At 51.5% G+C, this 26,012-nt stretch carries 20 protein-coding genes; 12 read left to right on the top strand and 8 right to left on the bottom strand.

Translation table 11 applies throughout. The features are described from left to right. Nucleotides 1–67: 67 nt before the first annotated feature. Complete coding sequence (locus ACS5NO_RS17890) at nt 68–1,546, bottom strand: xylulokinase (protein WP_439416430.1); 1,479 nt, start codon at nt 1,544–1,546, stop codon at nt 68–70. 179 nt (nt 1,547–1,725) lie between these two features. On the opposite strand from ACS5NO_RS17890, the gene ACS5NO_RS17885 reads away from it, so the two are divergent. Further along, complete coding sequence (locus tag ACS5NO_RS17885) at nt 1,726–3,759, top strand: serine hydrolase (protein WP_439416429.1); 2,034 nt, start codon at nt 1,726–1,728, stop codon at nt 3,757–3,759. Nucleotides 3,760–3,843: 84 nt separating this feature from the next. Here ACS5NO_RS17885 and ACS5NO_RS17880 read toward each other — a convergent pair whose 3' ends face one another. Beyond that, the gene (locus tag ACS5NO_RS17880; RefSeq protein WP_439416428.1) at nt 3,844–5,916 is read right to left on the bottom strand and encodes a S9 family peptidase; all 2,073 of its coding nucleotides are present in this window, start codon (nt 5,914–5,916) and stop codon (nt 3,844–3,846) included. Nucleotides 5,917–6,074: 158 nt separating this feature from the next. Here ACS5NO_RS17880 and ACS5NO_RS17875 point away from each other — a divergent pair, with 158 nt between their 5' ends. After that, on the top strand, nt 6,075–7,583 hold the full coding sequence (locus tag ACS5NO_RS17875; RefSeq protein WP_439416427.1) for a M20/M25/M40 family metallo-hydrolase: 1,509 nt from the start codon (nt 6,075–6,077) through the stop codon (nt 7,581–7,583). 212 nt (nt 7,584–7,795) lie between these two features. Continuing rightward, nucleotides 7,796–9,244, top strand: a complete 1,449-nt coding sequence (locus ACS5NO_RS17870) for a Gfo/Idh/MocA family protein (RefSeq protein WP_439416426.1) — start codon at nt 7,796–7,798, stop codon at nt 9,242–9,244. A 53-nt stretch (nt 9,245–9,297) separates the two neighbouring features. On the opposite strand, the gene galK is transcribed toward ACS5NO_RS17870, so the two are convergent. Next, nucleotides 9,298–10,482 (bottom strand): galactokinase, encoded by a 1,185-nt coding sequence (gene galK / locus ACS5NO_RS17865; RefSeq protein ID WP_439416425.1) that lies wholly within the window; start codon nt 10,480–10,482, stop codon nt 9,298–9,300. 227 nt (nt 10,483–10,709) lie between these two features. On the opposite strand from galK, the gene ACS5NO_RS17860 reads away from it, so the two are divergent. Beyond that, entirely contained in the window at nt 10,710–12,251 is a 1,542-nt protein-coding gene (locus ACS5NO_RS17860) for a YifB family Mg chelatase-like AAA ATPase (protein ID WP_439416424.1), read from the top strand. Nucleotides 12,252–12,255: 4 nt separating this feature from the next. On the opposite strand, the gene ACS5NO_RS17855 is transcribed toward ACS5NO_RS17860, so the two are convergent. Together ACS5NO_RS17855 and recF are read right to left on the bottom strand one after the other, a co-directional pair. Further along, on the bottom strand, nt 12,256–13,386 hold the full coding sequence (locus tag ACS5NO_RS17855; RefSeq protein ID WP_439416423.1) for an ATP-binding protein: 1,131 nt from the start codon (nt 13,384–13,386) through the stop codon (nt 12,256–12,258). An 88-nt stretch (nt 13,387–13,474) separates the two neighbouring features. Beyond that, nucleotides 13,475–14,560: a DNA replication/repair protein RecF gene (recF, locus tag ACS5NO_RS17850; protein ID WP_439416422.1), complete on the bottom strand. Its 1,086-nt coding sequence runs from the start codon at nt 14,558–14,560 to the stop codon at nt 13,475–13,477. A gap of 169 nt (nt 14,561–14,729) precedes the next feature. Between recF and pdhA the strand changes: the two genes are divergently transcribed. From pdhA to serS, 7 genes are all read left to right on the top strand, one after another. Then, complete coding sequence (gene pdhA / locus ACS5NO_RS17845) at nt 14,730–15,788, top strand: pyruvate dehydrogenase (acetyl-transferring) E1 component subunit alpha (protein ID WP_114408677.1); 1,059 nt, start codon at nt 14,730–14,732, stop codon at nt 15,786–15,788. A 186-nt stretch (nt 15,789–15,974) separates the two neighbouring features. Beyond that, nucleotides 15,975–16,676, top strand: a complete 702-nt coding sequence (locus ACS5NO_RS17840; protein WP_439416421.1) for a tetratricopeptide repeat protein — start codon at nt 15,975–15,977, stop codon at nt 16,674–16,676. Nucleotides 16,677–16,865: 189 nt separating this feature from the next. Further along, nucleotides 16,866–17,363, top strand: a complete 498-nt coding sequence (gene ribH / locus ACS5NO_RS17835) for a 6,7-dimethyl-8-ribityllumazine synthase (protein ID WP_439416420.1) — start codon at nt 16,866–16,868, stop codon at nt 17,361–17,363. 113 nt (nt 17,364–17,476) lie between these two features. Continuing rightward, nucleotides 17,477–18,811 (top strand): aspartate kinase, encoded by a 1,335-nt coding sequence (locus ACS5NO_RS17830; RefSeq protein ID WP_138992620.1) that lies wholly within the window; start codon nt 17,477–17,479, stop codon nt 18,809–18,811. A gap of 73 nt (nt 18,812–18,884) precedes the next feature. Further along, nucleotides 18,885–19,202: a nucleotidyltransferase domain-containing protein gene (locus ACS5NO_RS17825; RefSeq protein ID WP_439416419.1), complete on the top strand. Its 318-nt coding sequence runs from the start codon at nt 18,885–18,887 to the stop codon at nt 19,200–19,202. After that, nucleotides 19,199–19,585, top strand: coding sequence for a HEPN domain-containing protein (locus ACS5NO_RS17820; protein WP_439416418.1), 387 nt, complete (start codon nt 19,199–19,201; stop codon nt 19,583–19,585). The genes ACS5NO_RS17825 and ACS5NO_RS17820 overlap by 4 nt, the downstream gene beginning before the upstream one ends. 3 nt (nt 19,586–19,588) lie before the next feature. Continuing rightward, nucleotides 19,589–20,860 carry a serine--tRNA ligase gene (gene serS, locus ACS5NO_RS17815; RefSeq protein WP_439416417.1) on the top strand — a complete coding sequence of 424 codons (1,272 nt, stop codon included), beginning with the start codon at nt 19,589–19,591 and terminating at the stop codon, nt 20,858–20,860. A gap of 41 nt (nt 20,861–20,901) precedes the next feature. Here the strand turns inward: serS and surE are convergent, their stop codons facing one another. Further along, on the bottom strand, nt 20,902–21,639 hold the full coding sequence (gene surE, locus ACS5NO_RS17810; protein ID WP_439416416.1) for a 5'/3'-nucleotidase SurE: 738 nt from the start codon (nt 21,637–21,639) through the stop codon (nt 20,902–20,904). A gap of 76 nt (nt 21,640–21,715) precedes the next feature. On the opposite strand from surE, the gene ACS5NO_RS17805 reads away from it, so the two are divergent. Then, nucleotides 21,716–22,618, top strand: coding sequence for a diacylglycerol/lipid kinase family protein (locus ACS5NO_RS17805; RefSeq protein WP_439416415.1), 903 nt, complete (start codon nt 21,716–21,718; stop codon nt 22,616–22,618). Between the two features lie 43 nt (nt 22,619–22,661). Here the strand turns inward: ACS5NO_RS17805 and ACS5NO_RS17800 are convergent, their stop codons facing one another. Next, the gene (locus tag ACS5NO_RS17800; protein ID WP_439416414.1) at nt 22,662–24,107 is read right to left on the bottom strand and encodes a TonB family protein; all 1,446 of its coding nucleotides are present in this window, start codon (nt 24,105–24,107) and stop codon (nt 22,662–22,664) included. A gap of 62 nt (nt 24,108–24,169) precedes the next feature. Beyond that, complete coding sequence (locus ACS5NO_RS17795; RefSeq protein ID WP_439416413.1) at nt 24,170–25,900, bottom strand: serine hydrolase; 1,731 nt, start codon at nt 25,898–25,900, stop codon at nt 24,170–24,172. Nucleotides 25,901–26,012 lie beyond the last annotated feature (112 nt).

Raw genomic sequence — 26,012 nt, 5'->3', positions numbered from 1 at the left:
GTAATTAAAAAAACACCGCGGACTATTGACATTGAACCCCTCCGGGGTAATTATAGACAGATCATTATCAGTCTGCGAGCACATTCCGCCATTTCTCGTAGGCATCGCGGTAGGCTTCCTGCGCCCGCATATCGGGTTCGATGGTGCGGATTATTTTCAAACCGGTAAAGGCTTCCTGGCGGTTTTTGTAAATACCGAGTCCCAATCCGGCCCCCCGGGCCGCACCTTGTGCGCCGTCGGTATTGAAAAGCTGGATTTCGGCCCCGGTCAGGTTGGCTAGCGTGTCGCGGAACAGCGGACTGAGGAACATGTTGGCTTCCCCGGCGCGAATGGTTTTCAGACCAACGCCCACTTGCTCCATGACCTGAATGCCGTAGTAAAACGAGAAGACAATGCCTTCCTGAGCAGCCCGAATCCAGTGGGGGAGGCTGTGGCGCGTCAGTTGCAAACCGTGGAATGAAGCGCCTAAATCGCGGTTTTCCAGCACGCGCTCGGCGCCGTTGCCAAAGGGCAAACACAGCAAACCGTCGGAACCGACGGGCGCGTGGGCCGCCAGATCGTTCATTTCGGCGTAACCAACCGAACCGCGAAGCAGGTGATTCCGTAGCCAGCTATTCAGAATGCCGGTGCCGTTGATGCAGAGCAGAACGCCGTAGCGCGGGGCTTCCGGCGTGTGGCTGACGTGCAGGAACGTGTTGACGCGGGATTGCGGGTCGTATTTGGCCTGATCACTGACGCCGTAGACGACGCCCGACGTACCCGCTGTGGCGGCAATTTCGTTGGGTTCCAGTACGTTGAGCGAAAACGCGTTGTTGGGCTGGTCGCCCGCGCGGTAGGTCACCGGCGTTCCAGTGGCCAGGCCCAGCTCGCTGGCGGCTTTCGACGTCAGTTCGCCCTGAACGGAAAATGTCGGTTTGATGTCGGCAACGAGCGAGGGGTCGAATCCAAAATAATCCAGCAGAAAATCCGCCGGTTTTTCGTTCTGAAAATCCCACAGAATGCCTTCCGACAACCCGGAGGGCGTCGTGACGATTTCGCCGGTCATACGGGCGGCTAAGTAGTCGCCCGGTAGCATGAATTTATGAATTTTGCTGTAAATCGCGGGCTCGTTTTCCTTCACCCACGCCAGTTTGGCGGCCGTAAAGTTGCCCGGCGAGTTAAGCAGGTGTTGCAGACTTTTGGTCCGACCTACGGTTTCGAAGGCTTTTTCACCGTAGGAAACCGCCCGGCTGTCGCACCAGATGATGGACGGACGCAGCACGTTTAACTCCTTATCCACGATCACCAGACCGTGCATCTGGTAGGAAATGCCGATGGCTTTCACGTCTTCCGATTTCACGCCGGTTTTCGACAACACGGTTTTGGACGCCAGACAGGCATTTTTCCACCACGCATCCGGGTTTTGCTCAGCATAGCCCGGGAGGGGCGCGTCGATGGGCATTTCCGATTCGGGGAAAAACGCGGATGCCACCACCGCACCGGTTTCAACTTCCAGCAAACAGGCTTTTACGGACGAACTGCCGACATCAAATCCAAGGAGATACATGGGGTACGCAAGGTTCAGATATAAAACGAAGTGCAAAGTACGCAGAGCGGAGAAGTTAGGCAAACGGTAAATACGGGGGTCGGGGCTACTGATCGATTGATTTTGTTGTCAAAAGCAGTGAAATTAGACCAATTAGCCAGTTGATTCGTTCTTTCCACGGTACCTGGAAGTGGTCTTACATGAAAAAAAATACCCCAATTGTTGTTCTGCTTATTCTTTTATCGACGGCCGGTTTTGGGCAATTGATCATCAAAGGCACGGTTTTAAACCGGGTGACCCGGCAGCCGGTTCCCTATGCCAACATCGGGATTGTCCAGTCGAATATCGGAACGCTGTCCAATCCGGATGGTAGTTTTTCGATCCTGGTTCCTCAGAAATTTCGGGCGGATTTGCTGCTTTTTTCCGCGCTCGGTTTTGGAAAAAAAGCAGTGCCGGTGCGGTTTTTTCAACCTGAAAAACCGGTCACCATTTTCCTTCCCGAGCGTGCTATCCCGTTAAATACAATTACGGTAACGGTGAAAAAAGAACGAAATCAGACGTTTGAGCTGGGAAACCGCACGTTTCGGGGTGGTGTGCTCGAAACCGATACGACGTATGCCGGGCGTTCCATAGCGCTGTTGATTGAACCCAAAGAATCGCATTTGAAGAAAGGATTTACTTTTCCGGTTTATCTCGAAAAGGCGAACCTTCGCATTTTTAGGAATAACCTGAAGACCTTCAAATTCCGAATTCGATTAAATGACGTTAATGCGTTAACCGGTCAACCCGGCGAGGATTTATGGCAGCAAAGTCTGGTTGTAGAATCGGCGATGAAGAACGGCTGGCTGGAGTTTGATCTGTCGGCGCTGAACTACCCGGTTTCCAAACCGTTCTACGTTACGTTCGAACAAATCGTGGATTTACAGGACCGCACCGACATTGCGGATGGGTACCGGAAATACATTCAGGAGCATCCTGAAAAACTAAAAATTGATACCGTCGAATTTGAAGGGAAAAAGGAAGTTCGACAGATGCTGCGGGGCGGTATTGATTTGCCCGGAACGTTTATCGGCATCGTCAATACACCGGCAGCCGCCGAACGGTATACCAGCTACGAGAGAGAAACCAGCTTTGGCGAATGGAAAAAGGTACGGGGCATTGTTGCCGCCACGGTCACTGTTAGCCAGTATGCGAACGGAACTACAACGCAAACGCCGGAAGCACCCTGTCAGGGAAACCGGCCTGAATGCCTCGCCGAGCAGCTTTGCCGGGATTTTATGGACAACACGGGGGTAAACGGCATGCAGATTTGTGTCAGTGTGAATAACCAACTTAAATGGTCCGCGGCTCTGGGATATGCTGATTGGGAAAATAAGAGTGCGGTAAGCGATTCCACGCTTTTTCGGATCAATAGCGTGTCGAAATCGATGACGTCCCTGGCGTTACTTAAACTTGTTTCAGAGGGGAAACTCGATCTTGATGCGCCCGTTCAAAACTATGTCCCGTCTTTTCCGGTCAAGAAACACCCGATCACGACCCGTCAGGTAGCCGGTCATCTGGCCGGATTTCGGGATTATAATGAGACGGATTGGAGCGATTTTATCCGAACGGAACATTTCGATTCGGCGACGCAGGCACTACGGATTTTTGAAAAAGATACGCTGTTGTTCAAACCCGGTTCAAAATTCGGGTATTCGACCTTCGGATGGAATCTTCTGGGAGCCGTCATCGAAGGCATCAGTGGCGAAAACTATCTCGATTATATGGCTAAAATTCTGTGGAAACCGCTGGGTTTATTCCATACCTGTGGTGATGATATTCATAAAACAAGGCCCAATCGTAGTAAATTTTATGATGGTACGGGAGAAGAAAATGAACTGGGAGACTGGAGTTATAAATACGCGGGAGGTGGACTTCTTTCAACGGCCAGCGATCTGGTAAAACTGGGAAATAAGTTGTTGTATGGAAAAGAACCGTATTTAAATCATAAAGCGGTTCTTTTTACGTCTCAGGTTACGGCAGACGGGAAAGAAACCGGATATGGTCTGGGTTGGTATGTTGGCAAAGACAAAAATGGTCACCGGGTCTGGCACCACGCCGGTGATTCGTTCAGCAGCAGTTCCCACCTCCTTATTTACCCCGACGACAACCTGGTCATTGCTTTTTTAGCGAATTCGCAGGATGGTGTGACGTTTGACTGGCAGCGCATCGGTGCGTTATTTTACGAGAAATGAGCGCCAGCGTGACTGTATTCTTTTGAAGCATAAAGCCCCCGATTGTCACAGCAACCGGGGGCTTTATTGATAAAATCGCTATAGCTATTGCCTGATTCCGACCAGATTCAGTATGAACGCGTATTCCAGCGCAATCTCTTTCAAGGCTTCAAACCGCCCCGACGCCCCACCGTGGCCAGCTTCCAGATTGGTGTGCAGCAGGAGCTGATTGGTGTCGGTTTTCATGGTGCGGAGTTTGGCAACCCATTTGGCCGGTTCCCAGTATTGTACCTGCGAATCGTGTAAACCGGTCATCACCAGCATGTTTGGATAGGCCTGCTCCTTCACATTGTCGTAGGGCGAATACGACAGCATGTAATCGTAGTATTTCTTGATCTTCGGATTGCCCCATTCTTCAAACTCGCCGGTCGTCAGCGGAATGCTTTCGTCGAGCATGGTCGTGACCACATCGACAAACGGCACCGACGCCACGACGCCCCGGTACAGTTGCGGTTTTTGGTTTACCACCGCACCCATGAGCAAACCGCCCGCACTGCCGCCCATCGCAAACAGCTTGTCGGCGCTCGTATAGTTGTGCTGAATCAGATAATCCGAAACGTCCACAAAGTCGTTGAAGGTGTTTTTCTTCTTGAGCATTTTGCCGTTGTCGTACCACTTCCGGCCCATTTCCTGACCACCCCGAATGTGGGCGATGGCGAACAGAAAACCGCGGTCGAGCAGACTCAGGCGGGTAGAGCTAAAACCGGGGTCGGTCGAATAACCATAGGAACCGTAGGAATATTGCAGCAGCGGAGCGGAACCGTCTGTGGGGGTGTCTTTTCGACGGACAATCGAAACCGGAATTCGGGCACCATCGCGGGATTTGACGAAAAACCGCTCCGACGTGTAGTTCGCCGGATCAAAACCGCCCAGCACTTCCTGCTGTTTCATGAGCGTTTTTTCCTTCGTTTCCATGTTGTAATCGAAGGTCGAACTGGGCGTCGTCAGCGACGAATAACCAAAACGCAGGGTGGTGGTGTTGAAATCCGGGTTGTAGCCAATCCCGGCCACGTAAGCCGGTTCGCCAAAATCGAGGTAATGTTCTTCCTTGTTCCGGCGATCGATCACCCGCAGATGAATCAATCCCTCTCTGCGTTCGCCCAGAACCAGGTGGTTTTTGAAGACATCCAGTTGCTGTAAATAAACGTGGTGGCGGTGCGGAATGACTTCTTTCCAGGCCGACCGGTCGTTGGTTTTGGTTTCCTTCGCTTCCATCAGCCGGAAGTTTTCGGCCTTCCAGTTTGTCCGGACGTAGAAGCTCGTTTCCAGGTGCTGAATGTCGTATTCGTGGCCTTTTTCGCGGGGCAGAAAAACGACAAACTCGCCCGTCGGATTGCTCGCTTCCAAAAGCCGGTATTCCGTCGCCACGCCGTTGTGGTCAGACACCACGGCGATGTATTTTTTCGACTTCATGCGGCCCAGGCCCATGTAAAACTGGTTGTCCGTTTCTTCATAAAGCAGCATGTCCTGCGCCGGATCGGTGCCCAGCACGTGACGGTATACCTGATAGCCCAGCAGCGTTTGCGGGTCTTTCCGGATGTAGAAAAGGGTTTGATTATCAGCCGCCCAGGCGTAGCTGCCGCCTTCGGTGTCGGGAATGGCATCCGGGTAAATCTCCCCGGTTTTCAGGTTTTTGATGCGCAGCGTATACATCCGTCGGCTAACGGTATCTTCGCCGTAGGCCACCAGTTCATCATTGTCCGACACTTCCAGACCGCCGATGTTGTAATACGAATACGGTTTTGCCATTTCGTTGACATCCAGCATCACTTCCTCTTCGGCGTCCAGCGAACCGGGTTTCCGGCAATACACGGGGTATTCGCCCCCTTCGACAAACTTGGTATAATAGTAATAATTGCCTTCCTTGTAGGGTACCGATTCGTCCTGCTGTTTGATGCGGCCTTTCATTTCCTCAAACAACTTCTCCCGAAAGTCTTTGACGGGCGCTAGTACGTCTTCCAGATGCGCATTTTCGGCTTTCAGGTAGTCGATCACCTCGGGATTTTCCCGTTCGTTGAGCCAGTAATAATTGTCGATCCGGGTGTGGCCGTGAGTGGTCAGTTCGGTCGGTTTGATGGCCGCCTGGGGCAAAACCGGTGTCGTCTGCGCGTTTGTCATAGAATTCGATGGGACTGAATACGAAACCCAATAACACCTTTTTTTCAGGATTCGTTGAGGTGTTTCGATTTGGGCAAGAAACTTAAAGTTTTTTCGCCACTTACGCGGCATTCCCTCGCTTTTTTGTTATTTTGAGGAGTTATACGGATATCCTCACTATGCGAAAAAAAGTCTACGTTTATCTGCTGCTTTCTGGCGGTATTTGTTTGCTGAGTGCCTACACACTGAAAAAAAAGGGTGACCGGATCGACGAAGGACAATCCCGCCCAACGCTGGAAAAAGTTTTTGCCAAAATCAATCAGGAAGTACTGCAAAACAGCCGGGTTTTTGAAACCCTCACCGATGCCACGCAAAAAATTGGCCACCGGCTGACGGGCAGTGCCAACGGAAGCCGCGCGGAGGAATATACCTATAACCTGCTGAAGCAATACGGCTATTCGGATACGAAATACGCCCCTTTCGAAGTGGAATCGTGGATGCGCGACACGGTAACGCTGGCGGTCGTACCCCGAAAAAGCGATAATTTCCGGGATGTCGAAGTGGTTGCGCTGGCGCATTCGCCCGTCGAAGCCCACGTTCAGGGGGAAATCATTGACATCGGCAACGGGCTGGAAGGTGATTTTGCGGCACTGAAAGACCGGATCAAAGGGAAAATTGCGCTGGTGAACATCGGTCTGGCGGCTCCCACGAAGGGCGCCCGGAACCTCCACCGCTCCGAAAAAACCGCTCTCGCCATTCAGCACGGGGCCATTGGTGTGATTATGGTGAATCTGGTGCCGGGCAATGTGCTGCTGACCGGAACGGCCTCCGTAACCGGCAAGCTCATTCCGGTTCCATCGGTGTGCATTTCGCTGGAAAGTGGCCAGGAAATCCGCCAGTGGATGCAGGATCAGAAAAACCTGATGGCGGTGATCGACATGACCAACGTGAGCCGAAAAATCCGGGCCCGGAATGTTGTCGCAACGCTGAAAGGGTCGCAGTTTCCCGACGAAAAAATCATCATCGGCGGCCACCTCGACTCCTGGGATCTGGCCACGGGCGCCATCGACAACGGCATTGGCTCGTTCTCCATTCTCGACATTGCCCGCACGTTCAAAGCCCTGAAAATAAAGCCGAAACGCACCATCGAGTTTGTGATGTTCATGGGCGAGGAGCAGGGCTTGCTGGGTTCGCGCAGTCTGGTGGACGATTTGAAAAAAAGCGGCCAGTTGGACAACGTCCGGTACATCCTGAATCTGGACATGACCAACGACCCGAGCGGTTTTAATGCTTTTGGCCGGAGCGAAATGGTGCCTTTCCTGACTGAAATTGGCGAAACGGTCAAGCTGGTCGAACCGGCTTTCCAAAATACGGTATCGAATCAGGCCGGGTTGCACAGTGATCACCAGCCGTTTATGATGGAGGGTGTGCCCGTGGTCGGCATGAGCGGCCATCTGGACCGGAACGTGCTGGATTGTTACCACGCCGATTGCGACAACATGAATCTGGTCAACAAAGACCAGTTGAAAAATACCGTCCGTTATTCGGCGATGTTGCTCTACGCGCTCGCCAATGCCGATGCGATTCCGACGCAACGCATGGACGACAACAAAACCCGCGATTTCCTGATTGCTCAGGGCCTCAGGACGCCACTGCAAATCGCGAACGAATGGCGTTGGAAGGAGTAAGTGTTCTTTCCAATAAACCGTATCAGATTGAGACACCCTCGTTAAACCGAAACCGGTTTAACGAGGGTGTTTTTTTGGTTATGCGATCAAAATTTTGACCACTATTTTGGGGTTGCACTAGCCCAATCGCGCCCTTTTGTCGTATTGATTTCAGCCTTAGCGCATTGCCATGCGTACAAGCCTGCATTTTCTCCTTTCTAAACCCTCTTTTTATGGAAGACAACCACGCTACTGCGGAAGATTCCGGTCGTCGGAATTTCCTGAAAACGTCGTCACTGGCGGCTACTTCTTTTCTGATCGTTCCCCGGCATGTCCTGGGAAAAGGCTTCATCGCCCCCAGCGATAAACTGAACATTGCCGGGATTGGCGTAGGCGGAAAAGGGAAAAGCGACCTGGCATCTTTTGCCAAAAGTCCTCATGTGAACATTGTCGCGCTCTGCGATGTGGATGACCGTCAGGCGGTTGACTCGCGCGCCAAATATCCCAAAGCGACGTATTACAAGGATTTTCGGGAAATGCTGTCGAAAGAACGCAAGAACATCGATGCCTGCTCCATTTCGACGCCCGACAACACCCACGCTGTGGCTACGCTGGCCGCGATGCAACTGGGCAAACACGTGTATACCCAAAAACCGCTGACGCACGATATCTACGAATCCCGGATTCTGGGGCAGGCGGCTAAAAAATACAAGGTAATCACCCAGATGGGCAACCAGGGCGGTTCGGGCAACGGCGTTCGACGGATGAAGGAAATCTACGATGCCGGCACGATTGGCGAGGTGCATAAAGTGCTGGCCTGGACCAACCGCCCGGTTTGGCCACAAGCCGTTCCAACCGATCAGTCGTACGAGATTCCGAAAGAACTGGACTTTGATCTGTGGCTGGGTCCTGCCAAAAAAGTGCCGTACAATCAGTCGTATCTGCCGTGGAACTGGCGGGGCTGGTGGCCGTATGGAACGGGTGCGCTGGGCGATATGGCCTGCCACATTCTGGACCCGGTTTTCCGGATTTTGCCGCTCGATTATCCCAATTCGGTGGAATGCAGCGTGGCCGGAACCTGGACCTTTACGCTCCGGGAACAGGATCACAATCCGGACTGGACGCCGTTCTCGTCGTCGATTCACCTGAATTATCCCCGGAAAGACAACAAGGGCGACATTAAACTAAGCTGGTATGATGGCGGCATTCTGCCCGAACTGCCGGAAGAACTCCAGCCGGGCGAAGCCTTCGGGAATTCTGATGGGGGCGTGTTGTTCATCGGGTCGAAAGGGAAATTGATGGCCGACTGTTACGGTGCCAATCCGCGACTGCTGCCGTTGAAAGCCAACGAAACGCTCAGCATTCCGGAATCCATTGCCCGCGTGCCGAATGAAGATCATTATCTGCAATGGGTCGATGCCTGCATCGCCGGGTATGGCAAAGGCGTAACGAGTTCGCCGTTCGAATATGCTGCGCCTTTTGCCGAAAGCATTCTGATCGGTAATCTGGCCCTGCGGAGCTGGATGCTGCGCGACAATCCGACGGCGAAACGCTCGGCGGATCGGTATAATGGCCGGAAAAAACTGCAATGGGATGCCGCCAACATGAAAATCACGAATTATGATCTGGCCAATCAGTACGTGAAGCGGGAGTATCGGGAGGGCTGGAGTTTGGTGGTGTAACGGTTTTACGAGTATTCTTTGCCGCTGACAGGGTCTTCGACCGCTGTCAGCGGTTATTGGCCAGCATACAACTCAAGCGCCGACGTCCCATCCGTAATCCGCACCGGATAGCATTTCAACGCAATGTTGAAGGCTTCCTGATAAACCGTACTCATGCGGCTAATAAACGCATCGACAGCTTCGCGTTCGACCATGTTGATGGTGCAGCCGCCAAAACCGCCCCCCATCATCCGCGCACCCAAAACCGCAGCGTCCTGCCGCGTCTGGTCAACCAGAAAATCCAGTTCCGGGCAACTGACTTCGTAGTCGTGCTGCAAACCGTCGTGGGTTTCGTACATCTTCCGGCCAAAAGCAGCCAGATCGTTTTGCAATAAAAATTCACAGGCTTCCCGGACGCGCTGAATTTCTTCGGTCACATACCGGCAGCGTTGGTAAACCTTGCCCGGCATTTCGTCGCGGTGGGCGTCCACCAGTTCCGTGGTGGCGTCGCGCAGCAGGCGAATGGCAGGTTGGTATTGTTGCAAAATAGCAACCCCAGTTTCGCATTCTTCCCGCCGGGTGTTGTATTCGCTGTCGCCGAGGGAATGTTTTACGCCCGTATCGCACAAAATCAGGGCGTAATCGGTGGTCTGAAACGGGAAATATTCGTGGTGCAGCGATTGGCAATCCAGTTGAATCACCGACTGTTCGCGCCCAAACATGGACGCAAACTGATCCATGATGCCGCAATTGACCCCAACAAACTGATTTTCGGCGCGTTGGCTGAATTTCACCATGTCGATGGTCGAAAGGCCCAGACTGAACAGTTCATTCAGGCCGAACGCCAGCCCGCATTCCAGCGCAGCCGACGACGATAAACCCGCCCCGGAGGGAATGTTTCCGCCAAAAACCAGGTCAAAACCGCCCGGCTGATACCCGGCTTTCTGCAACTGATCGACCACACCCATCAGGTAATTCGGCCAACCCAGCGGAGACTGCGTAAAATCATCGAGCGAGAAGGAAAACGATTGACTGACATTTTCGGCGAAAATGCGCCCGGTTCGGTCATCCCGCCGGGAAATGGCGAAAATAATTTCTTTGTCGATACTGGCCGGTAGCACCAGGCCCCCATTGTAATCCGTATGTTCGCCCAGCAGGTTGATCCGCCCCGGACCGCGCAGCAGTAACTCCGGTTGCCGATTAAATTCCTTCCGAAAAACAGCCTCGATCTGGTGAATGTAAGGATGCTGAGCAATCATAGTATGAGCGTTAAGGGATATTCTTACTGACTGAGCTGTCAATTTTGTTCCAAATTTTGCTGCCTTTTTACAGTTTACAAACAAGCCCGTGGGAAATCTGTCGATTCAGACAAAAAAAATGCTGCTCCTTTGAACGGTAATGGCAAAGAAAGTCCCGGTTTTCCTGTGTCCTTTCGATTGGTTGCGCGTCTAAGCAGAGTAACGATCACAATCCAAATCCTGCTTTTATGCTGGCAAAGACCTTTGGAAGCGCCGTTCACGGCGTTGGTGCCACCATCATTACCATTGAAATCACGGTGGCACAGGGATTACACTTTTTCATGGTCGGTTTGCCCGACAGTGCCGTCAAAGAAAGCGAACAACGTGTCGAATCGTCCCTGAAATATTTCGGCTACCGGATGCCCCGGCAAAAAGTCGTTGTCAATCTGGCTCCGGCCGACATCCGCAAGGAAGGCTCGTCCTACGATTTGCCGATCGGCCTCTGTGTGCTGCAGGCATCGGAACAAATTACGCTGGTGCGCAACCTGGAAGACTACGTCATCATGGGCGAACTGTCGCTCGACGGCAAGTTGCGGCCCATCAAAGGCGTGTTGCCCATTGCGATCGAAGCCCGGAAACGCGGTTTTAAAGGGTTTGTGTTGCCCGCCGAGAATGCACAGGAAGCCGCTATCGTCAATAACCTCGATGTGATCGGGGTCGAAACCATGATGGATGCGGTGGAATACTTTGAGGGTAAAAAAGAAATCACACCGTTGGTGACCGACACACGGGAACTGTTTACGAATACCCAAAACGCCTACGATGCCGATTTTGCCCACGTTCAGGGGCAGGAAAACATCAAACGGGCGATGGAAATTGCGGCCGCCGGTGGTCATAATGTGATCATGATTGGTCCGCCGGGGGCCGGGAAAACCATGCTGGCGAAGCGGTTGCCCAGTATTTTGCCGCCCCTGACGCTGCATGAAGCCCTCGAAACCACCAAGATTCATTCCGTGGCGGGCAAGTTGGGCAGCCGGGCCACGCTGATTGCCACGCGTCCGTTTCGGTCACCGCACCACACCATCAGCGATGCGGCTCTGGTGGGTGGCGGCAGTTTTCCGCAGCCCGGCGAGATCTCGTTATCGCACAACGGCGTTTTGTTTCTGGACGAATTACCGGAGTTCAAGCGGACGGCGCTGGAAGTGATGCGCCAGCCGCTCGAAGAACGAAAAGTGAGCATTTCTCGCGCCAAATGGGCGGTGGAATTTCCGGCCAATTTTATGCTGATCGCCAGCATGAATCCGTGTCCGTGTGGGTATTACAACCACCCCGAAAAAGAATGCGTTTGCGGCCCGGGCGTCGTACAGCGGTATTTAAACAAAATCAGCGGGCCCTTGCTCGACCGCATTGACCTGCACGTGGAAGTGACGCCGGTTTCGTTCGACCAGATGACTGCCAACCGCCTGTCGGAAGGCAGCGAAACCATCCGGGAGCGAGTGATCCAGGCGCGGGAAATCCAGACGAAGCGGTTTGGCGAGCAATCCGGTATTTATTCTAATGCCATGATGCCGTCGCAGATGGTGAAAGAGGTTTGCGTCATCAGCCCGGCGGGTTTGGCGTTGCTAAAAACCGCCATGGAACGGCTGGGCTTGTCGGCCCGCGCCTACGACCGGATTCTGAAAGTGTCGCGTACGATTGCGGATTTGGCGGGCACTGAACACATCGAGATCGAGCATCTGGCGGAGGCCATTCAATACCGGAGTCTGGATCGGGAGAACTGGGCGGGGTGATTGTCTACGCAGGCGAGTTCAATAAGAATTCCTCAACATTCTCGGGAGAAATAACCGATGTTCCTGACCCCGCATAGTTTTCGGTAAAGGTCTGAGGAAACCGCACTTTATCCCGTTTATTCCATTTGAATTCATAAGCTTCCAACTTATCACCATAATCCTCGATCAGATCGATCTCTTGCTGCTGGGTTGTACGCCAAAAATACTGATTTACACTTAAATCGTGATAGTGAAGGTATTTCATGCGTTCAGAGATCACGTAGTTTTCCCACAAGGCACCTACATCCGTTCGGGACTGAAGCGGTTTAAAGTTATTCAAAATGGCATTTCGTATACCGCAATCATAGAAATAGACCTTCTTACCCTTTTTAATTTCATTCCGTACATTCCGGTTGAGCGCCGGTAATCGAAAAACTACATAAGTTTTTTCTAATAAATCAATGTATTTTTCAATGGTTTTTTGATCACTACCAACAGTCTGCCCAATCTCGTGATAACTGATCTCGCTTCCTACCTGCAAGGCAAGTGCTTTGAGTAGTTTTTCAAGAAGCAACGGTTTTTTAACCTGTTCCAGCATTAACAGATCTTTATAGAGATAGCTGCTCGCCAGGAGCTTCAGCAATTCCGCTTCTTCTCCAACTTTGGTAACGATTTCCGGATAGCAGCCATAGATCAATCGGTGTTCCAAAAGCCTTTTTTCGTGGAGCAACCCATTCTGCTGAACCATCTCGGCGAAACTCAGCGGGTAAAGCATAAACTCATATTTGCGCCCCGTCAGCGGCTCGTTGACCTGACTAGATAATTCGAAGGCCGAAGAACCGGTCGCAATGACCTGAACGGTTTTTATCTGATCAGTAAATAATTTAAGCGTAAGACCGATGTTGGGAATCCGTTGGGCTTCGTCAATAAACAGGATGGGTTTGTTACCAACTACGGTTTTTAGCTTTGTAGCGGTCGTATTCGTTAGGATTTCCCGAACATCATAATCATCGCCATTGAGGTACAAATGATCTTTTTCGGCCAGCATCAATTCAACCAGTGTAGACTTGCCTGATTGACGAGGTCCAAAAAGTAGAATGGCTTTACCTTTAAAAAGTCGCTGCTCTATCTTTTTCTGTAGTATTCGCTCAATCATACTGTTTCTGGATTTAAATCCTGAAAATACATAATATTTCTGGATTCAAATCCAGAAATATTATGATAAAAATGGATTTGGAGGTATTTTACCCTTCCGTCCGAAAATACGCGACATCGGCTTTCACCGAGGTCAGCAGTTCGCGCGTGCGGTCGGGGCGGGCGTCGGTGATGAAAATCTGGCCGAAGGTATGGTGTTCCATCAAGGTGATGAGCTTGTCGATTCGGCGGTCGTCGAGTTTATCGAAGATATCGTCCAGTAGTAACATCGGTTTTACGCCTTTCTCGGCTTGTAATTGCTCGAACTGCGCGAGTTTTAAAGCAATGACAAAGGTTTTCTGCTGGCCCTGCGAACCGAATTTTTTCAAGGCCACGCCGTTGGCTTCAAACACGTAATCGTCTTTGTGAACGCCCTTGTTGGTACGCTGCAACTGAATATCCCGCTGGCGGTTTCGGCGGAAATCTTTCGGGAATTCCTCGTTGCCCACTTCCGATTCGTAAATGATATCGACCGCTTCGCGGGCGTCGCTCAGGTAGGCATAATGCTTTTGAACAATGGGCAGAAAGTCGCCGATGAACTGCTTCCGGCGTTGGTAAATGCGCCCGGCCAGTTGCAAAAGCGGTTCGTTGTAGGTTTCCAGCAGTTCTTCGTCCAGGTAATTCCGCTCGGCAAAAAGCTTCAGCGTACCGTTTCGCTGTTTCAGAATCTGTTGATAGAACAGGTAATCGCGGAGGTAGTCGGCATCCAGTTGTGACAGAACGCCGTCGAAAAAATGCCGCCGTTCCTCGCTGTGTTCGCGCACCAGATCGGTGTCGTTGGGCGCCAGCATCACCACCGGAAACCGTCCGATGTGTTCGCTGATGCGCTCATACGGTTTTTTGTCCGACAACAACACCTTTCGCTGTCCGCGTTGCAGGCTACAGGTGATCTGCGTCGGTTTATCGTCGTGGCGGAAAATGCCGTCGATGATGAAAAAATCGCTCTGGTGGTGAATGCTCAACGCATCCTGGTTATGAAACGCACTCTTGCTCAGCGACAAAAAATAAACGGCGTCGAGCAGGTTGGTTTTCCCGCTTCCATTCGGTCCAACGATGCAATTAATCTGTTCGCTCAATGTAAAACTCCCTTCCTCGTAGTTTTTGAAGTTGGTCAGGTTGAGTTTTTCCAAATACATCGGTATGGTTGTTAGCAGGAATTGCGTATTTTCGCGGCATCGTGGTGGTAACAGCCGCGTGTTTAAGCAACAAAGATACAGGTCGTTTGTTACGTTAGGACCGGTTCCCTGTATCGCACAACGATTTCCGTTTTATTCGGTTATCCTTTTTTTACGCCCAACGAACTCTATGGCAAGTGTAAAGGAAAAATCTAAGCCGGGCGACGCTTCGCCAGGCGACGCATCGCCAGCCGCTGCTAAAACCAAGCATCCGAAAGAACGCTACCTGTACTGGTATGAGTCGATGATGCTGCAACGTAAATTTGAAGAAAAAGCCGGTCAGCTCTACGGACAGCAGAAAATCCGGGGTTTCTGTCACCTTTACATTGGGCAGGAAGCCTGCTCTTCGGGGTCGTATTCAGCCCTGACCAAAGATGATAAATGGATTACGGCCTACCGCGACCATGGCATTCCGCTGGCGTTGGGTTCTGACCCGAAAGCCATTATGGCCGAGTTATTTGGCAAACAAACCGGCTCGTCGAAAGGCAAAGGCGGTTCGATGCACATTTTCGATAAGTCGGTGAATTTCATGGGCGGCCACGGCATTGTGGGTGGCCAGATTCCGATGGGAGCCGGGATCGCTTTTGCCGAGAAATACAACAAAACCACCAACCTGTGCATGTGTTTCATGGGCGACGGTGCCGTTCGGCAAGGTTCGTTCCACGAAACGCTGAACATGGCCATGACCTGGAAACTGCCGGTTATTTTTGTGGTAGAAAATAACGGTTACGCGATGGGAACGTCCGTGGCCCGGACATCGAACGTAACGGATCTGTATACGCTGGGTGAAGCCTACGACATGCCGTCGGAACCCGTCGATGCGATGGATGTGGAAGCCGTTCACGAAGCCGTGAGCCGGGCCGCCGAGCGTGCCCGCAAAGGCGACGGGCCGACGTTCCTGGAATTCCGAACCTACCGGTACCGGGGTCATTCAATGTCCGATCCGCAGAAATACCGCACGAAAGACGAGCTGGAGCAATACAAACAACGCGACCCGATCGAGAACGTCCGGGCGACGATTCTGAAAGAGAAACTGGCGACCGAAGAGGATCTGGCGGCCATCGATCAGAAAATCAAAGGCATCGTGGACGAATCGGTGAAGTTTGCCGAAGAGTCGCCCTATCCGGGACCGGAAGAGGCTTTCCGCGACGTCTACATGCAGAAAGATTATCCGTTTATCATGGAATAATCAGGAGCCTCATAAATGTGAAAGGGGAGGAGGAAGGAAAGAAACGGCTGTCAGCTTATTTCTTTCTACGCTTTCTTCCCTTTTTCATGTCGATTGTTCGGGCTTTGGTCGCAAAACTTTGTCTTTGTTCTTTCTATTATCCAGAGATTTACTAAATTTGCAGTCCGAAATTTTGGATAATTATAAATGAGTAAGACACAAACAAACTCCAAACTGGAGTTTCTGGAAGATCCCGCTGCTCTGGCGGGTTCGTTAGGGAAGGCGGAGTTGTTTTTTGAAAAAAATCAGAAGCTGATTCTGGGTCTGCTGGGCGGTATTGTCCTGGTAGTGGCCGGTTTTATCGGCTATCGCTACTGGGTGAGCAGCCAGGACCAGGAAGCACAAACGGCCGTATTCCCGTCGGTTTACGAATGGGAGGCCGATTCACTGAAAAAATCATTGAATGGTAACGGCGCTAACGAAGGTCTGGTCGCCGTTTCTGAAGAATATAGCGCCACCCCTACCGGTAACGTCGCCAGTTTCCGCGCTGGAGTCGCTTTCCTGAAATTAGGCCAGTACGACCAGGCCATTGAAAAACTGAAAAGTTTCAAATCGTCGGATTTGCTGGTGCAAGCCCGTGCCTACGCCCTGATTGGTGATGCCAACATGGAAAAGAAAGCCTACGGCGACGCCATCGACTACTACAAAAAAGCGGCTGATTATAAGCCCAATCCCTATTTTACTCCCGCGTATCTGATGAAGCTGGCCCTTGCCTACGAGCAAAACAAGCAAAATTCAGATGCCATTGATACCTATAACTCGATTATCGACAAATACCCCACCTCTTCGGAAGCCGCTAACGCCAAGAAGTATAAATCGGTGTTGGAAAGCACGGTCGGTGAGTCGTAAGCAGCGTTAATTCAACCATTGCGAAAGGACAAAGCCGACCAGGTTTTGTCCTTTTTTTTGACCAGGATTTAACAGATTAGAATGATGAACTATGATTTCTTTCTGTCAATCTTTTTACTAATCCCGGCAACCGTATTCACTTATTGTAATCATAGTTAATCCTTTTAATCAGTTAAATCCTGGTTCAGAATGGCATCCGAATTAAAGAACTTAAGTGTTTTTTCAACCGATCACCTGCCCGACATCAGTCATCGCCAGTTTGCCATCGTGGTGGCCGAGTGGAACGCTGAAGTAACCGAAGCCCTGTTTTCGGGCGCCTACCAGACATTGATCAACTACGGCGCCAAAGCCGAAAACATCGTCCGGGGTAACGTTCCGGGGAGTTTCGAGCTGAGTTTGGGCGCCCAATGGTTTGCCCAACGGGCAGAAATCGATGCGGTTATTGCATTAGGCTGTGTGATTCAGGGCGAAACCAAGCACAACGATTACATCAACCACGCCGTGGCGCAGGGATTGACGAACGTCGGGCTGCAAACCGGAAAACCGGTTATTTTCGGGGTTCTGACGCCGAACAACCAGCAGCAGGCCCTTGACCGCGCGGGCGGTGTTCACGGCAACAAAGGCGACGAAGCCGCCATGACCGCCATCAAAATGTTAGGATTACAGCAACAAGTGTACAGTTTATAATCATCTAATTTTGAATGAGTGAATGAGCGAATGAGTGAATAGCTTCGCAGGAAGCAGCTAATTGGCGAAGCTATTCACTTCATTCACTCATTCGCTCATTCACTCATTGTAATATGCAAGTCTGGAAATTTGGCGGAACGTCCGTTGGCAAGCCCGAACGGATGCACTCGATTCGCAACCTGATTACCTCCGATGATCAGCAAAAAATCATCGTCCTGTCGGCTTTGTCCGGCACTACCAACGCCCTGTTGTCCATCGGCGAATCCCTGAAATCGGATCAGCCGGGCGAAGCGGCCGAGAAAATCGAACACCTGAAGGCGCATTATGATTCGTTCGTTCGCGACTTGTACAAGACCAGCGAGGGATTGACGAAGGGACAGAAGATCATCGAAAACGAGTTCTCGTTCATTCGGTCGCTGACGCGCATCAAGCCGTTTACGCTGAAACAGGAGAAAGAACTGGTGGCCGAAGGCGAATTGCTGAGTACGCAAATCTTTCAGGCGTATCTGGAAGAACTGGAGCACGATTCCATTCTGTTGCCCGCGCTGGAGTTTATGCGGATTGACGCCGATGGCGAACCGGAACTGGATTATACGGAACGCAAACTGCGGGAATTACTGCGGGCGCACGGTGATAAAAAACTCATTGTGACGCAGGGGTTCATCTGCCGGAATCCGCGCGGTGAAGTCGACAACCTGAAACGGGGCGGTTCGGACTACACGGCTTCGCTGATTGGCGGGGCCATTCGCGCCGACGAAATCCAGATCTGGACCGACATCGACGGCATGCACAACAACGATCCGCGCATTGTCAAGAAAACCTTCCCGATCCGGGCATTGACGTTTGAAGAAGCCGCTGAATTGGCCTATTTTGGCGCAAAAATCCTGCACCCCTCCACCATCACGCCGGCCAAAATGTTCGGCGTTCCGGTTCGGTTGAAAAACACGATGGATCCGACGGCGGAAGGAACGCTGATTGCCAACAAAACGTCCGATCAGGTGTTCAAAGCTATCGCGGCCAAAGACAGCATCACGGCTTTGTACATTCATTCGCTGCGGATGCTGAATGCCTACGGTTTTCTGCGCCGGATTTTTGAGGTATTTGAAAAATACAAAACGCCGGTCGATCTGATTGCCACTTCGGAAGTATCGGTTTCGGTCACGATTGACAAAACCGACAACCTGACGGAGCTGATGGCGGAATTACGGACGTTCTGCGAACTGGAAGAACCGGATTACGACCAGGCCATTATCTGTATTGTCGGTAATTTCAGTGCCGATCAGGCGGGTATTGCCCTGCAGGTTCTGAAAGCGATGGAAGGCATCCCGATCCGGATGATTTCGTACGGCGGTACCGAACACAACATTTCATTGTTGGTTCACGGGCGTTACAAAGCCGAAGCCCTGAATGCGCTGAACGAAGGACTTTTTGAACTGAAAGAAGCCTGAAAAGAGCAAAAGACCTGTCAGGTTTTTAAAACCTGACAGGTCTGGCTAATTTTGTCCCCAAACCATTACGGCCATGAACCGCCTTACCAACAAAGCATTTCTGCAAAAGGTCAAAGAATCGGTGCATTCGATTGATCCACAGGCTGATGTCTATCTGTTCGGTTCACGGGCGCGGGGGGATCACCGCAAGGATTCGGATTGGGATTTTCTGGTGTTGACATCTGGAAAAGTGACAAGAGACTTGAAAAGTACGATCCGGGATCAGCTTTTTGAGCTAGAATTGGACGCTGAAAAAGTCATTAGCACAATTATTCGTTCCAAAGAGGAGTGGGATGACTATGAGGTGACGGATTTGTACCAGAATATAAAGGACGACGGCAGACAGTTATGAAGCAGACCAAGGAGGACATCGTTAAATACAGAGCCACAAAGTCTGCTGCAACATTAAAAGAGGCAGAAATTTTAATTACTGCTGAAAGTTGGAATGGAGCTGCGAACCGTCTGTATTATGCGGCATTTCAGATTGTAACCGCCTTAATGACTCAAGAAGGGATTCGAATAAAATCACATTCAGGAGCTAAGCATATGCTTGATCTTCATTTTGTTAAAACGGGCAGGTTGTCCGTGGAGTTGGGTAAATTCTATGGCGATTTATTTAATGCTCGTCAAGACAGCGATTATGAAGACTTTATTTACTTCACATCGGAAGATATTCTGCCTCTTCTCGACAAAACAAACCAATTCATACTAGCTATCAGAGCTTTATTGATCTAATTCATGCTTTTACTTCCATTCATCCGCGATAATAAAGAAGCCACCCTGGCGGGGCTGAAAAAGAAACGGTTTGCCAATGCGGAAACCGCCGTCGAGCAGGTGCTGGCGTTCGATCAGCAACGGCGCGATGCCCAAAAAGAACTGGAAGACGTCCTCGCCCGCTCCAACGCCAAAGCCAAGGAAATCGGGGCGTTGATGAAAGCCGGACAAAAAGCCGAAGCAGAGGCTGCCAAGGCCGAAACCGCCGAGCTCAAAACGCGCTCGAAAGAACTGGAAGAAAGCCTGAAAACCGCCGAGCAGCAGTTGCAGGAGGTGCTGGTAACGTTGCCGAACCTGCCACACAGCAGTGTTCCGGAAGGCCGTACGCCCGAGGACAATGAGGTGGTTTTACAGCACGGCGACATCCCGGTTTTGCCCGAAGGCGCGTTGCCGCACTGGGAACTGATCAAAAAGTACGAGATCATTGACTTTGAACTGGGCAACAAAATCACCGGCGCCGGTTTTCCGGTGTACCGGGGAAAAGGCGCGCGGATTCAGCGGGCGATGATCAATTTCTTTCTGGACGAAGCCCTGAAAGCCGGGTATTTCGAGATCCAACCGCCGATTCTGATCAACGAAGACTCCGGTTTTGGCACGGGGCAGTTGCCCGACAAAGAAGGCCAGATGTATTTTGCGACAGAAGACAAACTGTATCTGATTCCAACGGCGGAAGTGCCTATCACTAATTTATATCGTGACGTCATTTTAGCGGACGATCAATTGCCGGTTAAAAACGTTGGGCACACCCCCTGCTTCCGGCGCGAAGCCGGTTCCTGGGGTGCACACGTCCGGGGTCTGAACCGATTGCACCAGTTTGATAAAGTGGAGATTGTGCAAATCCGCAAACCGGAAGAATCCTATCAGGCACTGGAAGAAATGAGTCAGCACGTCCAGCTATTGTTGCAGAAACTGGAACTGCCCTACCGCGTTCTGCGGCTTTGCGGGGGCGATATGGGCTTTACGTCCGCGCTGACCTACGACATGGAAGTGTGGTCGGCGGCTCAGCAACGCTGGCTGGAAGTGAGTTCGGTATCCAACTTTGAAACCTATCAGTCCAACCGCCTGAAACTCCGCTCACGGGTTGAGGGGAAAACCCAACTGCTGCATACCCTGAACGGTTCGGCCCTGGCGTTGCCCCGGATTCTGGCGGCCATTCTGGAAAATAACCAGACGCCGGAAGGCGTTCGGATTCCGAAGGTGCTGGTGCCGTATTGCGGGTTTGAGATCATCAACTAAGTGCTTAGCTTCCGGCCAGCCGGAAGCTGCACTTGCTTTTTCTAGACAATAGCGGGTTGCTCCAGTGCTTTCCGGAGCACTTTTTCGTCGGTTAAATCAAGCCGCAAAGGCGTGATGGACACGTAGCCCTGATCGATAGCCCAGCGGTCGGTTCCTTCTTCGGCTGGTTCCAACGGGGTCACCGTAAACCAGTAATGTTTGCGCCCCAACGGGTCGATACCGGGTACAATCGTACCATCGTATAGCCGAACCGACTGCCGGGTCCACCGGATTTCGGTCGGTTGCTGGGGAAAATTGACGTTGTAGAGCGACAACTCCGTATCTTTTAGTAACAATTCCAGCGTTTTGGCCACAAACGGTTCCAGAGCCTTGAAATCCGGTTCGGTCTTGCCGACCGGCGTACTGAAAGCAATTCCCTTGATGCCGAGCAAAACCGCCTGCTTGGCAGCCGCCAGTGTTCCCGAATGCCACATGGAGTTGCCCAAGTTCGGCCCCATGTTGATCCCCGACAACACTACATCAGTATGTCCCCACAAGTGCGTTCCCAGTGCCACACAATCGGCGGGGGTACCGTTGACGCGGTAGGCGTCGATGCCTTCAAACTTGATGGGGGATGTTTTGTAGGAAAGCGGTCGGGAATGGGTGACCGCATGGCCCATCGACGATTGCTCTACGTCGGGAGCGACAACACGAACTTCCCCGAACCGGGAGGCTATTTGGGCCAGAGCGGCAATGCCCGGGCTGTATATGCCGTCATCGTTGGTGATTAAAATTCTCATGGCAGTACCATTTTTGTCTTCTTATTCCAACAGAAAAACCGTTCGGGATGTTTAATAGATCATTCGAACGGACTTTATGAAAATCGCTCAGCTCTTACATAATCCCGGTGCCGGTGATGAGGAACATTCCCGGAAAGAACTCATGGCACTCATTGAATCGGAAGGTTTTGTTTGCCGATATGCTTCTACGAAGAAAAACGACTGGAAAGAATTGAAATCCGACGTCGATTTTCTGGTCGTTGCGGGGGGAGACGGCACCGTGCGAAAGGTCGCCAAACATCTTTTGAACCGGAAGCTAATCGAAAAACCACTGCCCATTGCCCTGTTGCCCAGCGGAACGGCCAATAACATTGCGGGGACATTGAACATTCCGGCTGACGATCCACAACCAGTTGTCCAAAGCTGGCGCACGGATCAGCGGAAGAGGTTCGATGTCGGGCTGGTGCAAGGCTTACCCAAAAAGCAGTTTTTCCTGGAGGGAATCGGGTACGGCGTTTTTCCCCAGTTAATGAAAGAGATGAAGGACCATCCGGTCAATTCGTCCGATTCGCCGGAAGACAAACTTCGTATAGCGCTGGAAATCCTTTCGGAAATCGTTCAGACGTACCAGGTTCAGTCGTGCCGGATTGAAGTGGATGGCGTCGATTATTCGGGCGAATACCTGCTGGTGGAGGTGATGAACATTCGCTCCGTCGGCCCCAATCTGGTGCTGGCTCCGGCCGCCGATCCCGGCGACGGGCTGTTCGAGGTGGTGCTGGTTTCGGAAAGCCAGCGCGACGGGCTGATGACCTACGTGCAGAACCGGCTCCAGGGCGTTGAAGGCGACTATTGGGGAACGGTTTTGAAAGGAAAATCCATCCAGATGCAGTGGGAAGGCGTCGAAATGCACCTGGACGACCAGTTGATCAAATCCAAAAAGCCCCGGTCGCTGCAACTGACGCTGAGCGAAGGACTTCTTTCTTTTTTAGGGGCTGGCTGAGGGCGGCACAACCATTGGCCAAGCCCCTAGCAGAATACTGAAGTTATTGATAAGCAAAATTGATCGGCATGGTGTATTTAACTTTTACTTTTCGGCCGCGTTGAATACCCGGTGTCCATTTTCCACTGGTAGCTTTCACGACTCGAACAGCTTCTTCATCCGCACCATAACCAATCCCTTTCATAACTTTTACATCCTCAACATTCCCTTCCGTGTCGATAACAAAGCCGATAACAACTCTTCCCTGAACTCTCGCTCGGGAAGCTTCAACCGGATAACGAATAGTGCTGCCTAAAAACCTTCCCAATGCCGACATCCCACCTTTAAATTCCGGCTGTTTTTCAGGTTCATCGTACGTCATAACATCGCCTTTTTCGTTATACAGCTTGCCGGTGAGAAACTTACCATTTTCGTACGTTTCCCGGTAAGCTAACAGATCATTTCTGAATCGCCCGATCCATTCACCATCTTTTAAACTGTTTTTCAGTGCTCCGCTTTCCAGAAGCAGTTTCCCGTTGCTTCGTGAAGCATAGGTTGCTTGTCCGGTTCCTTTTATAATTGTAGGATGACCCGTCGAGTCAAACTGGCTGATCAATTGAAAATGAATGGAAGTTTCTGCACTGAGGTCGCGCAAGGCAATTTGACGAAGTTGACCATTTGGATACCAGAGCCATTCCTGGGTCTTCTTCTCATCGATCGACTCTTCCTGACGCTTTACCACTCCATTTCGGTAATAATAAAGTGATGATCGGGAGCCTAGGCCATCACTATGGGGTTCTACCGATAGCAGTGCGCCATCTGCAAAAAAAGAATACTGCGTTTCCTGAGCTATGCCTTTTTTATCGAAAGTTTGAAGACGGTAAGCCTCTACTGAATCGGGTAGAGCCGGATCATGATCGTTGTGGTAGGTAAAGGGCGCTTTCTTAAACTGATATCGGTCAAATTCTTTCCAGTTCTTTCCAGATTTCCGGTAAATAATGGGATCTCCGTTTGGATAACCGAGTGTATCGACCGGTGTCTCAAGCAAGTACGAGGCTTTGCTTTCATCCGTAATCAAGAGTGCTTTGTCATCAAAATATCGGCTGACCCTATCCGGTTTGTAGTCCAGACCCGTTGGCGCAAACCGAACCGGATACGTAAACTGCTGGCGAACCGGCTGGCCACCTTTCAACGCCGGTTTCCAGGCGTTGAACAGACTCAAAACCCGCATGGCCTCGCGGTCGCAATCGGGGCGGAGGCTGCGGAGCGTTTTTACTTCCGAAACCGTGCCGTTGGGTTCAACCACCCCCGACAGAATGACGATACCTTTGATCCGGCTCACTTCGGCCGGATACGGCATTCGCCGGTTAACGTCGATAAACTTTTCCAGCAGTGCGATACCGCCAATGGGCCGGGCCGCCGAATCGACTTCGAAATCTTTGTAAGCGGTCTGGGCGCGAACCGCCAAGGACATTGAAAGCAAAAACAGGATGTAAAAACAACGTTTCATGGGTGGATATGAAAATTTTGGCATCTAAGGTATAAAAAATACTACTAATTCCCTTTCATCAGCTATTTGCCCGTCATGGGTGGTTTTCTGGTGCCAAAATCATCGGGCAGTCGCTGGAGCCACAGATTGCGAACCCGCCCGTTCGACATCCGGATGCCCACAATCTGCTCCGCCGGGTTGCGAACCACATCGATGGTTTGCACATACCACCAGGGAACCTGCAAACGATCCCTGGACACTACGTTGATGGATACTTCCCCGTGGTGGACATGCCTTAGTTTCAGCGTATCGTCTTTCTGAATGATGGTATAGATGGTTTCCAGTTCCGGGCTGTAATACTGGCCGACGAGTTGTTTCTTCTGCTCCGCCGAAATCTCAAACGGTTTGACCCTTTTTCCCGGATGATTGCCATTCTGAATAAGCGTGATTTGGCTCACTTTTCCGGTTTGCGGGCGATGAAAAACTACTTTGGCGTCCACGACTTTTAAAAAGAACGTGGTGTCGGACGATGGAAACAGCTCGGCCTGAGGCTGCCCCGTGGCCTGCGTGAAATACCGGTTGCCGTCCCGCTTGAACGACAGGATAAAACCGGGTGCTTCGGAAAGCTCATACTCACCGGCATAGGTATCGAAGAGCGCGGGGTCGATGGCATGCACATTGTCGGGAGTCGAAGCCGTCGGGGCTTTCACGACCTTGTCCGCTTTCAACTGTGAAGCCAGGTAAATATCGGCCAGCTCGAAGGCTTTTTTGGCCGGATCAAACTCGGCCTGGTTGCTCAACACGATAAAACCGTAGTCTTCTTTCGGAAAATAGCACAGAAAGGACCGGAAACCGGCGTCGCTGCCCCCGTGATTGATGTGCGACAATCCTTTATGCTTGCCATGCAGGAGCGCAAAAGCATAGGGCAGGGTGTCGCCTTTGGTAAGCCGCCCCCGTTCCAGCATCTGTGTCATGGTGGCCTGATTGCCGACGACGGGCGACCGGAAATTGCCAATCCAGCGCGCCAGATCGTTCACCGTCGTGAATAAACTGGTGGCACCCGCGTTGGCGTAACTTAGCACGCTTTTTTTGTAGGCATTCGGGCCGTCGCCTTTCGAAAACGAATACGCCCGGCCTTTGACAATCCGTTCGTGATCGTCGTAAAACAAGGTGTTTTTCATGCCCAGCGGCTTGAAAACCCGTGCTTGCATCCACTCCCGAAACGGTTGTTTCGTTACGCGGGCGATAATTTCACCCAGTAAGGTATATCCCGTATTGCAATAGGTGTAGGCCGAACCTGGCTCAAAATTCAGTTCCTGTTGCCGTTTAACAAGGTTGAAAACTTGCTCTTTGGTAATGACATCGTCCAGTTGCCAACCTGCCATCGCCAGCAGATTCCACTGGTCGCGCAAGCCGCTGGTGTGGTGAATGAGGTGCCGGATGGTTATTTTTTTGCCAAAATCGGGCACTTCCGGCAGGTAATTGTGAATGTCATCGTCCAGCGATAGTTTGCCTTCCTGTGCCAGCAGTACAATCCCGAAGGCCGTAAACTGTTTCGACAAAGAAGCCACATGGAAAATGGTTTCCGGGCCAATCGGCGCCCCAGTTTCCACGTCGGCTTCACCAAATCCTTTGGCATAAATCAGCTTGCCCTGATGCACCACCCCGACGGCGGCTCCGGGGCTACCGGTTTTTTTCCATTCCCGGAAAAGTGAATCGGCCCGGGCCATCAATTTGGGCGATTGTGCCAGGGTGAATGAACTAGAAAGAACGAGTAGGATTAAAGAGGAGAGGAGTTGGAGGTGCGGCTTCATAGGCTGGCTATTTTTGGCAAATTAAGCATTTGGTTTGGCAAAAAACAGAAGGAACGCACTGTTTTAAACGCCGTTCGCCAGGCCTTTTTTAGTCGCTGTTAAAGTTTGTTAA

Origin of the sequence: Larkinella fluvii, from assembly GCF_051857545.1 — a bacterium.
Classification (GTDB): domain Bacteria; phylum Bacteroidota; class Bacteroidia; order Cytophagales; family Spirosomataceae; genus Larkinella.
This window is presented reverse-complemented; position numbering and strand designations above follow the sequence as displayed.

Bases quoted from the DNA above. Each gene is read 5' to 3' on its own strand.
- ACS5NO_RS17805 (WP_439416415.1), top strand. From the start codon at position 21,716: ATGAAAATCGCTCAGCTCTTACATAATCCCGGTGCCGGTGATGAGGAA.
- ACS5NO_RS17840 (WP_439416421.1), top strand. From the start codon at position 15,975: ATGAGTAAGACACAAACAAACTCCAAACTGGAGTTTCTGGAAGATCCC.
- ACS5NO_RS17830 (WP_138992620.1), top strand. From the start codon at position 17,477: ATGCAAGTCTGGAAATTTGGCGGAACGTCCGTTGGCAAGCCCGAACGG.
- surE (WP_439416416.1), bottom strand. From the start codon at position 21,639: ATGAGAATTTTAATCACCAACGATGACGGCATATACAGCCCGGGCATT.
- ACS5NO_RS17800 (WP_439416414.1), bottom strand. From the start codon at position 24,107: ATGAAACGTTGTTTTTACATCCTGTTTTTGCTTTCAATGTCCTTGGCG.
- ACS5NO_RS17820 (WP_439416418.1), top strand. From the start codon at position 19,199: ATGAAGCAGACCAAGGAGGACATCGTTAAATACAGAGCCACAAAGTCT.
- serS (WP_439416417.1), top strand. From the start codon at position 19,589: ATGCTTTTACTTCCATTCATCCGCGATAATAAAGAAGCCACCCTGGCG.
- ACS5NO_RS17890 (WP_439416430.1), bottom strand. From the start codon at position 1,546: ATGTATCTCCTTGGATTTGATGTCGGCAGTTCGTCCGTAAAAGCCTGT.
- ACS5NO_RS17825 (WP_439416419.1), top strand. From the start codon at position 18,885: ATGAACCGCCTTACCAACAAAGCATTTCTGCAAAAGGTCAAAGAATCG.
- galK (WP_439416425.1), bottom strand. From the start codon at position 10,482: ATGATTGCTCAGCATCCTTACATTCACCAGATCGAGGCTGTTTTTCGG.
- ACS5NO_RS17870 (WP_439416426.1), top strand. From the start codon at position 7,796: ATGGAAGACAACCACGCTACTGCGGAAGATTCCGGTCGTCGGAATTTC.
- ACS5NO_RS17885 (WP_439416429.1), top strand. From the start codon at position 1,726: ATGAAAAAAAATACCCCAATTGTTGTTCTGCTTATTCTTTTATCGACG.
- pdhA (WP_114408677.1), top strand. From the start codon at position 14,730: ATGGCAAGTGTAAAGGAAAAATCTAAGCCGGGCGACGCTTCGCCAGGC.
- recF (WP_439416422.1), bottom strand. From the start codon at position 14,560: ATGTATTTGGAAAAACTCAACCTGACCAACTTCAAAAACTACGAGGAA.
- ACS5NO_RS17860 (WP_439416424.1), top strand. From the start codon at position 10,710: ATGCTGGCAAAGACCTTTGGAAGCGCCGTTCACGGCGTTGGTGCCACC.
- ACS5NO_RS17880 (WP_439416428.1), bottom strand. From the start codon at position 5,916: ATGACAAACGCGCAGACGACACCGGTTTTGCCCCAGGCGGCCATCAAA.
- ACS5NO_RS17875 (WP_439416427.1), top strand. From the start codon at position 6,075: ATGCGAAAAAAAGTCTACGTTTATCTGCTGCTTTCTGGCGGTATTTGT.
- ribH (WP_439416420.1), top strand. From the start codon at position 16,866: ATGGCATCCGAATTAAAGAACTTAAGTGTTTTTTCAACCGATCACCTG.
- ACS5NO_RS17855 (WP_439416423.1), bottom strand. From the start codon at position 13,386: ATGATTGAGCGAATACTACAGAAAAAGATAGAGCAGCGACTTTTTAAA.
- ACS5NO_RS17795 (WP_439416413.1), bottom strand. From the start codon at position 25,900: ATGAAGCCGCACCTCCAACTCCTCTCCTCTTTAATCCTACTCGTTCTT.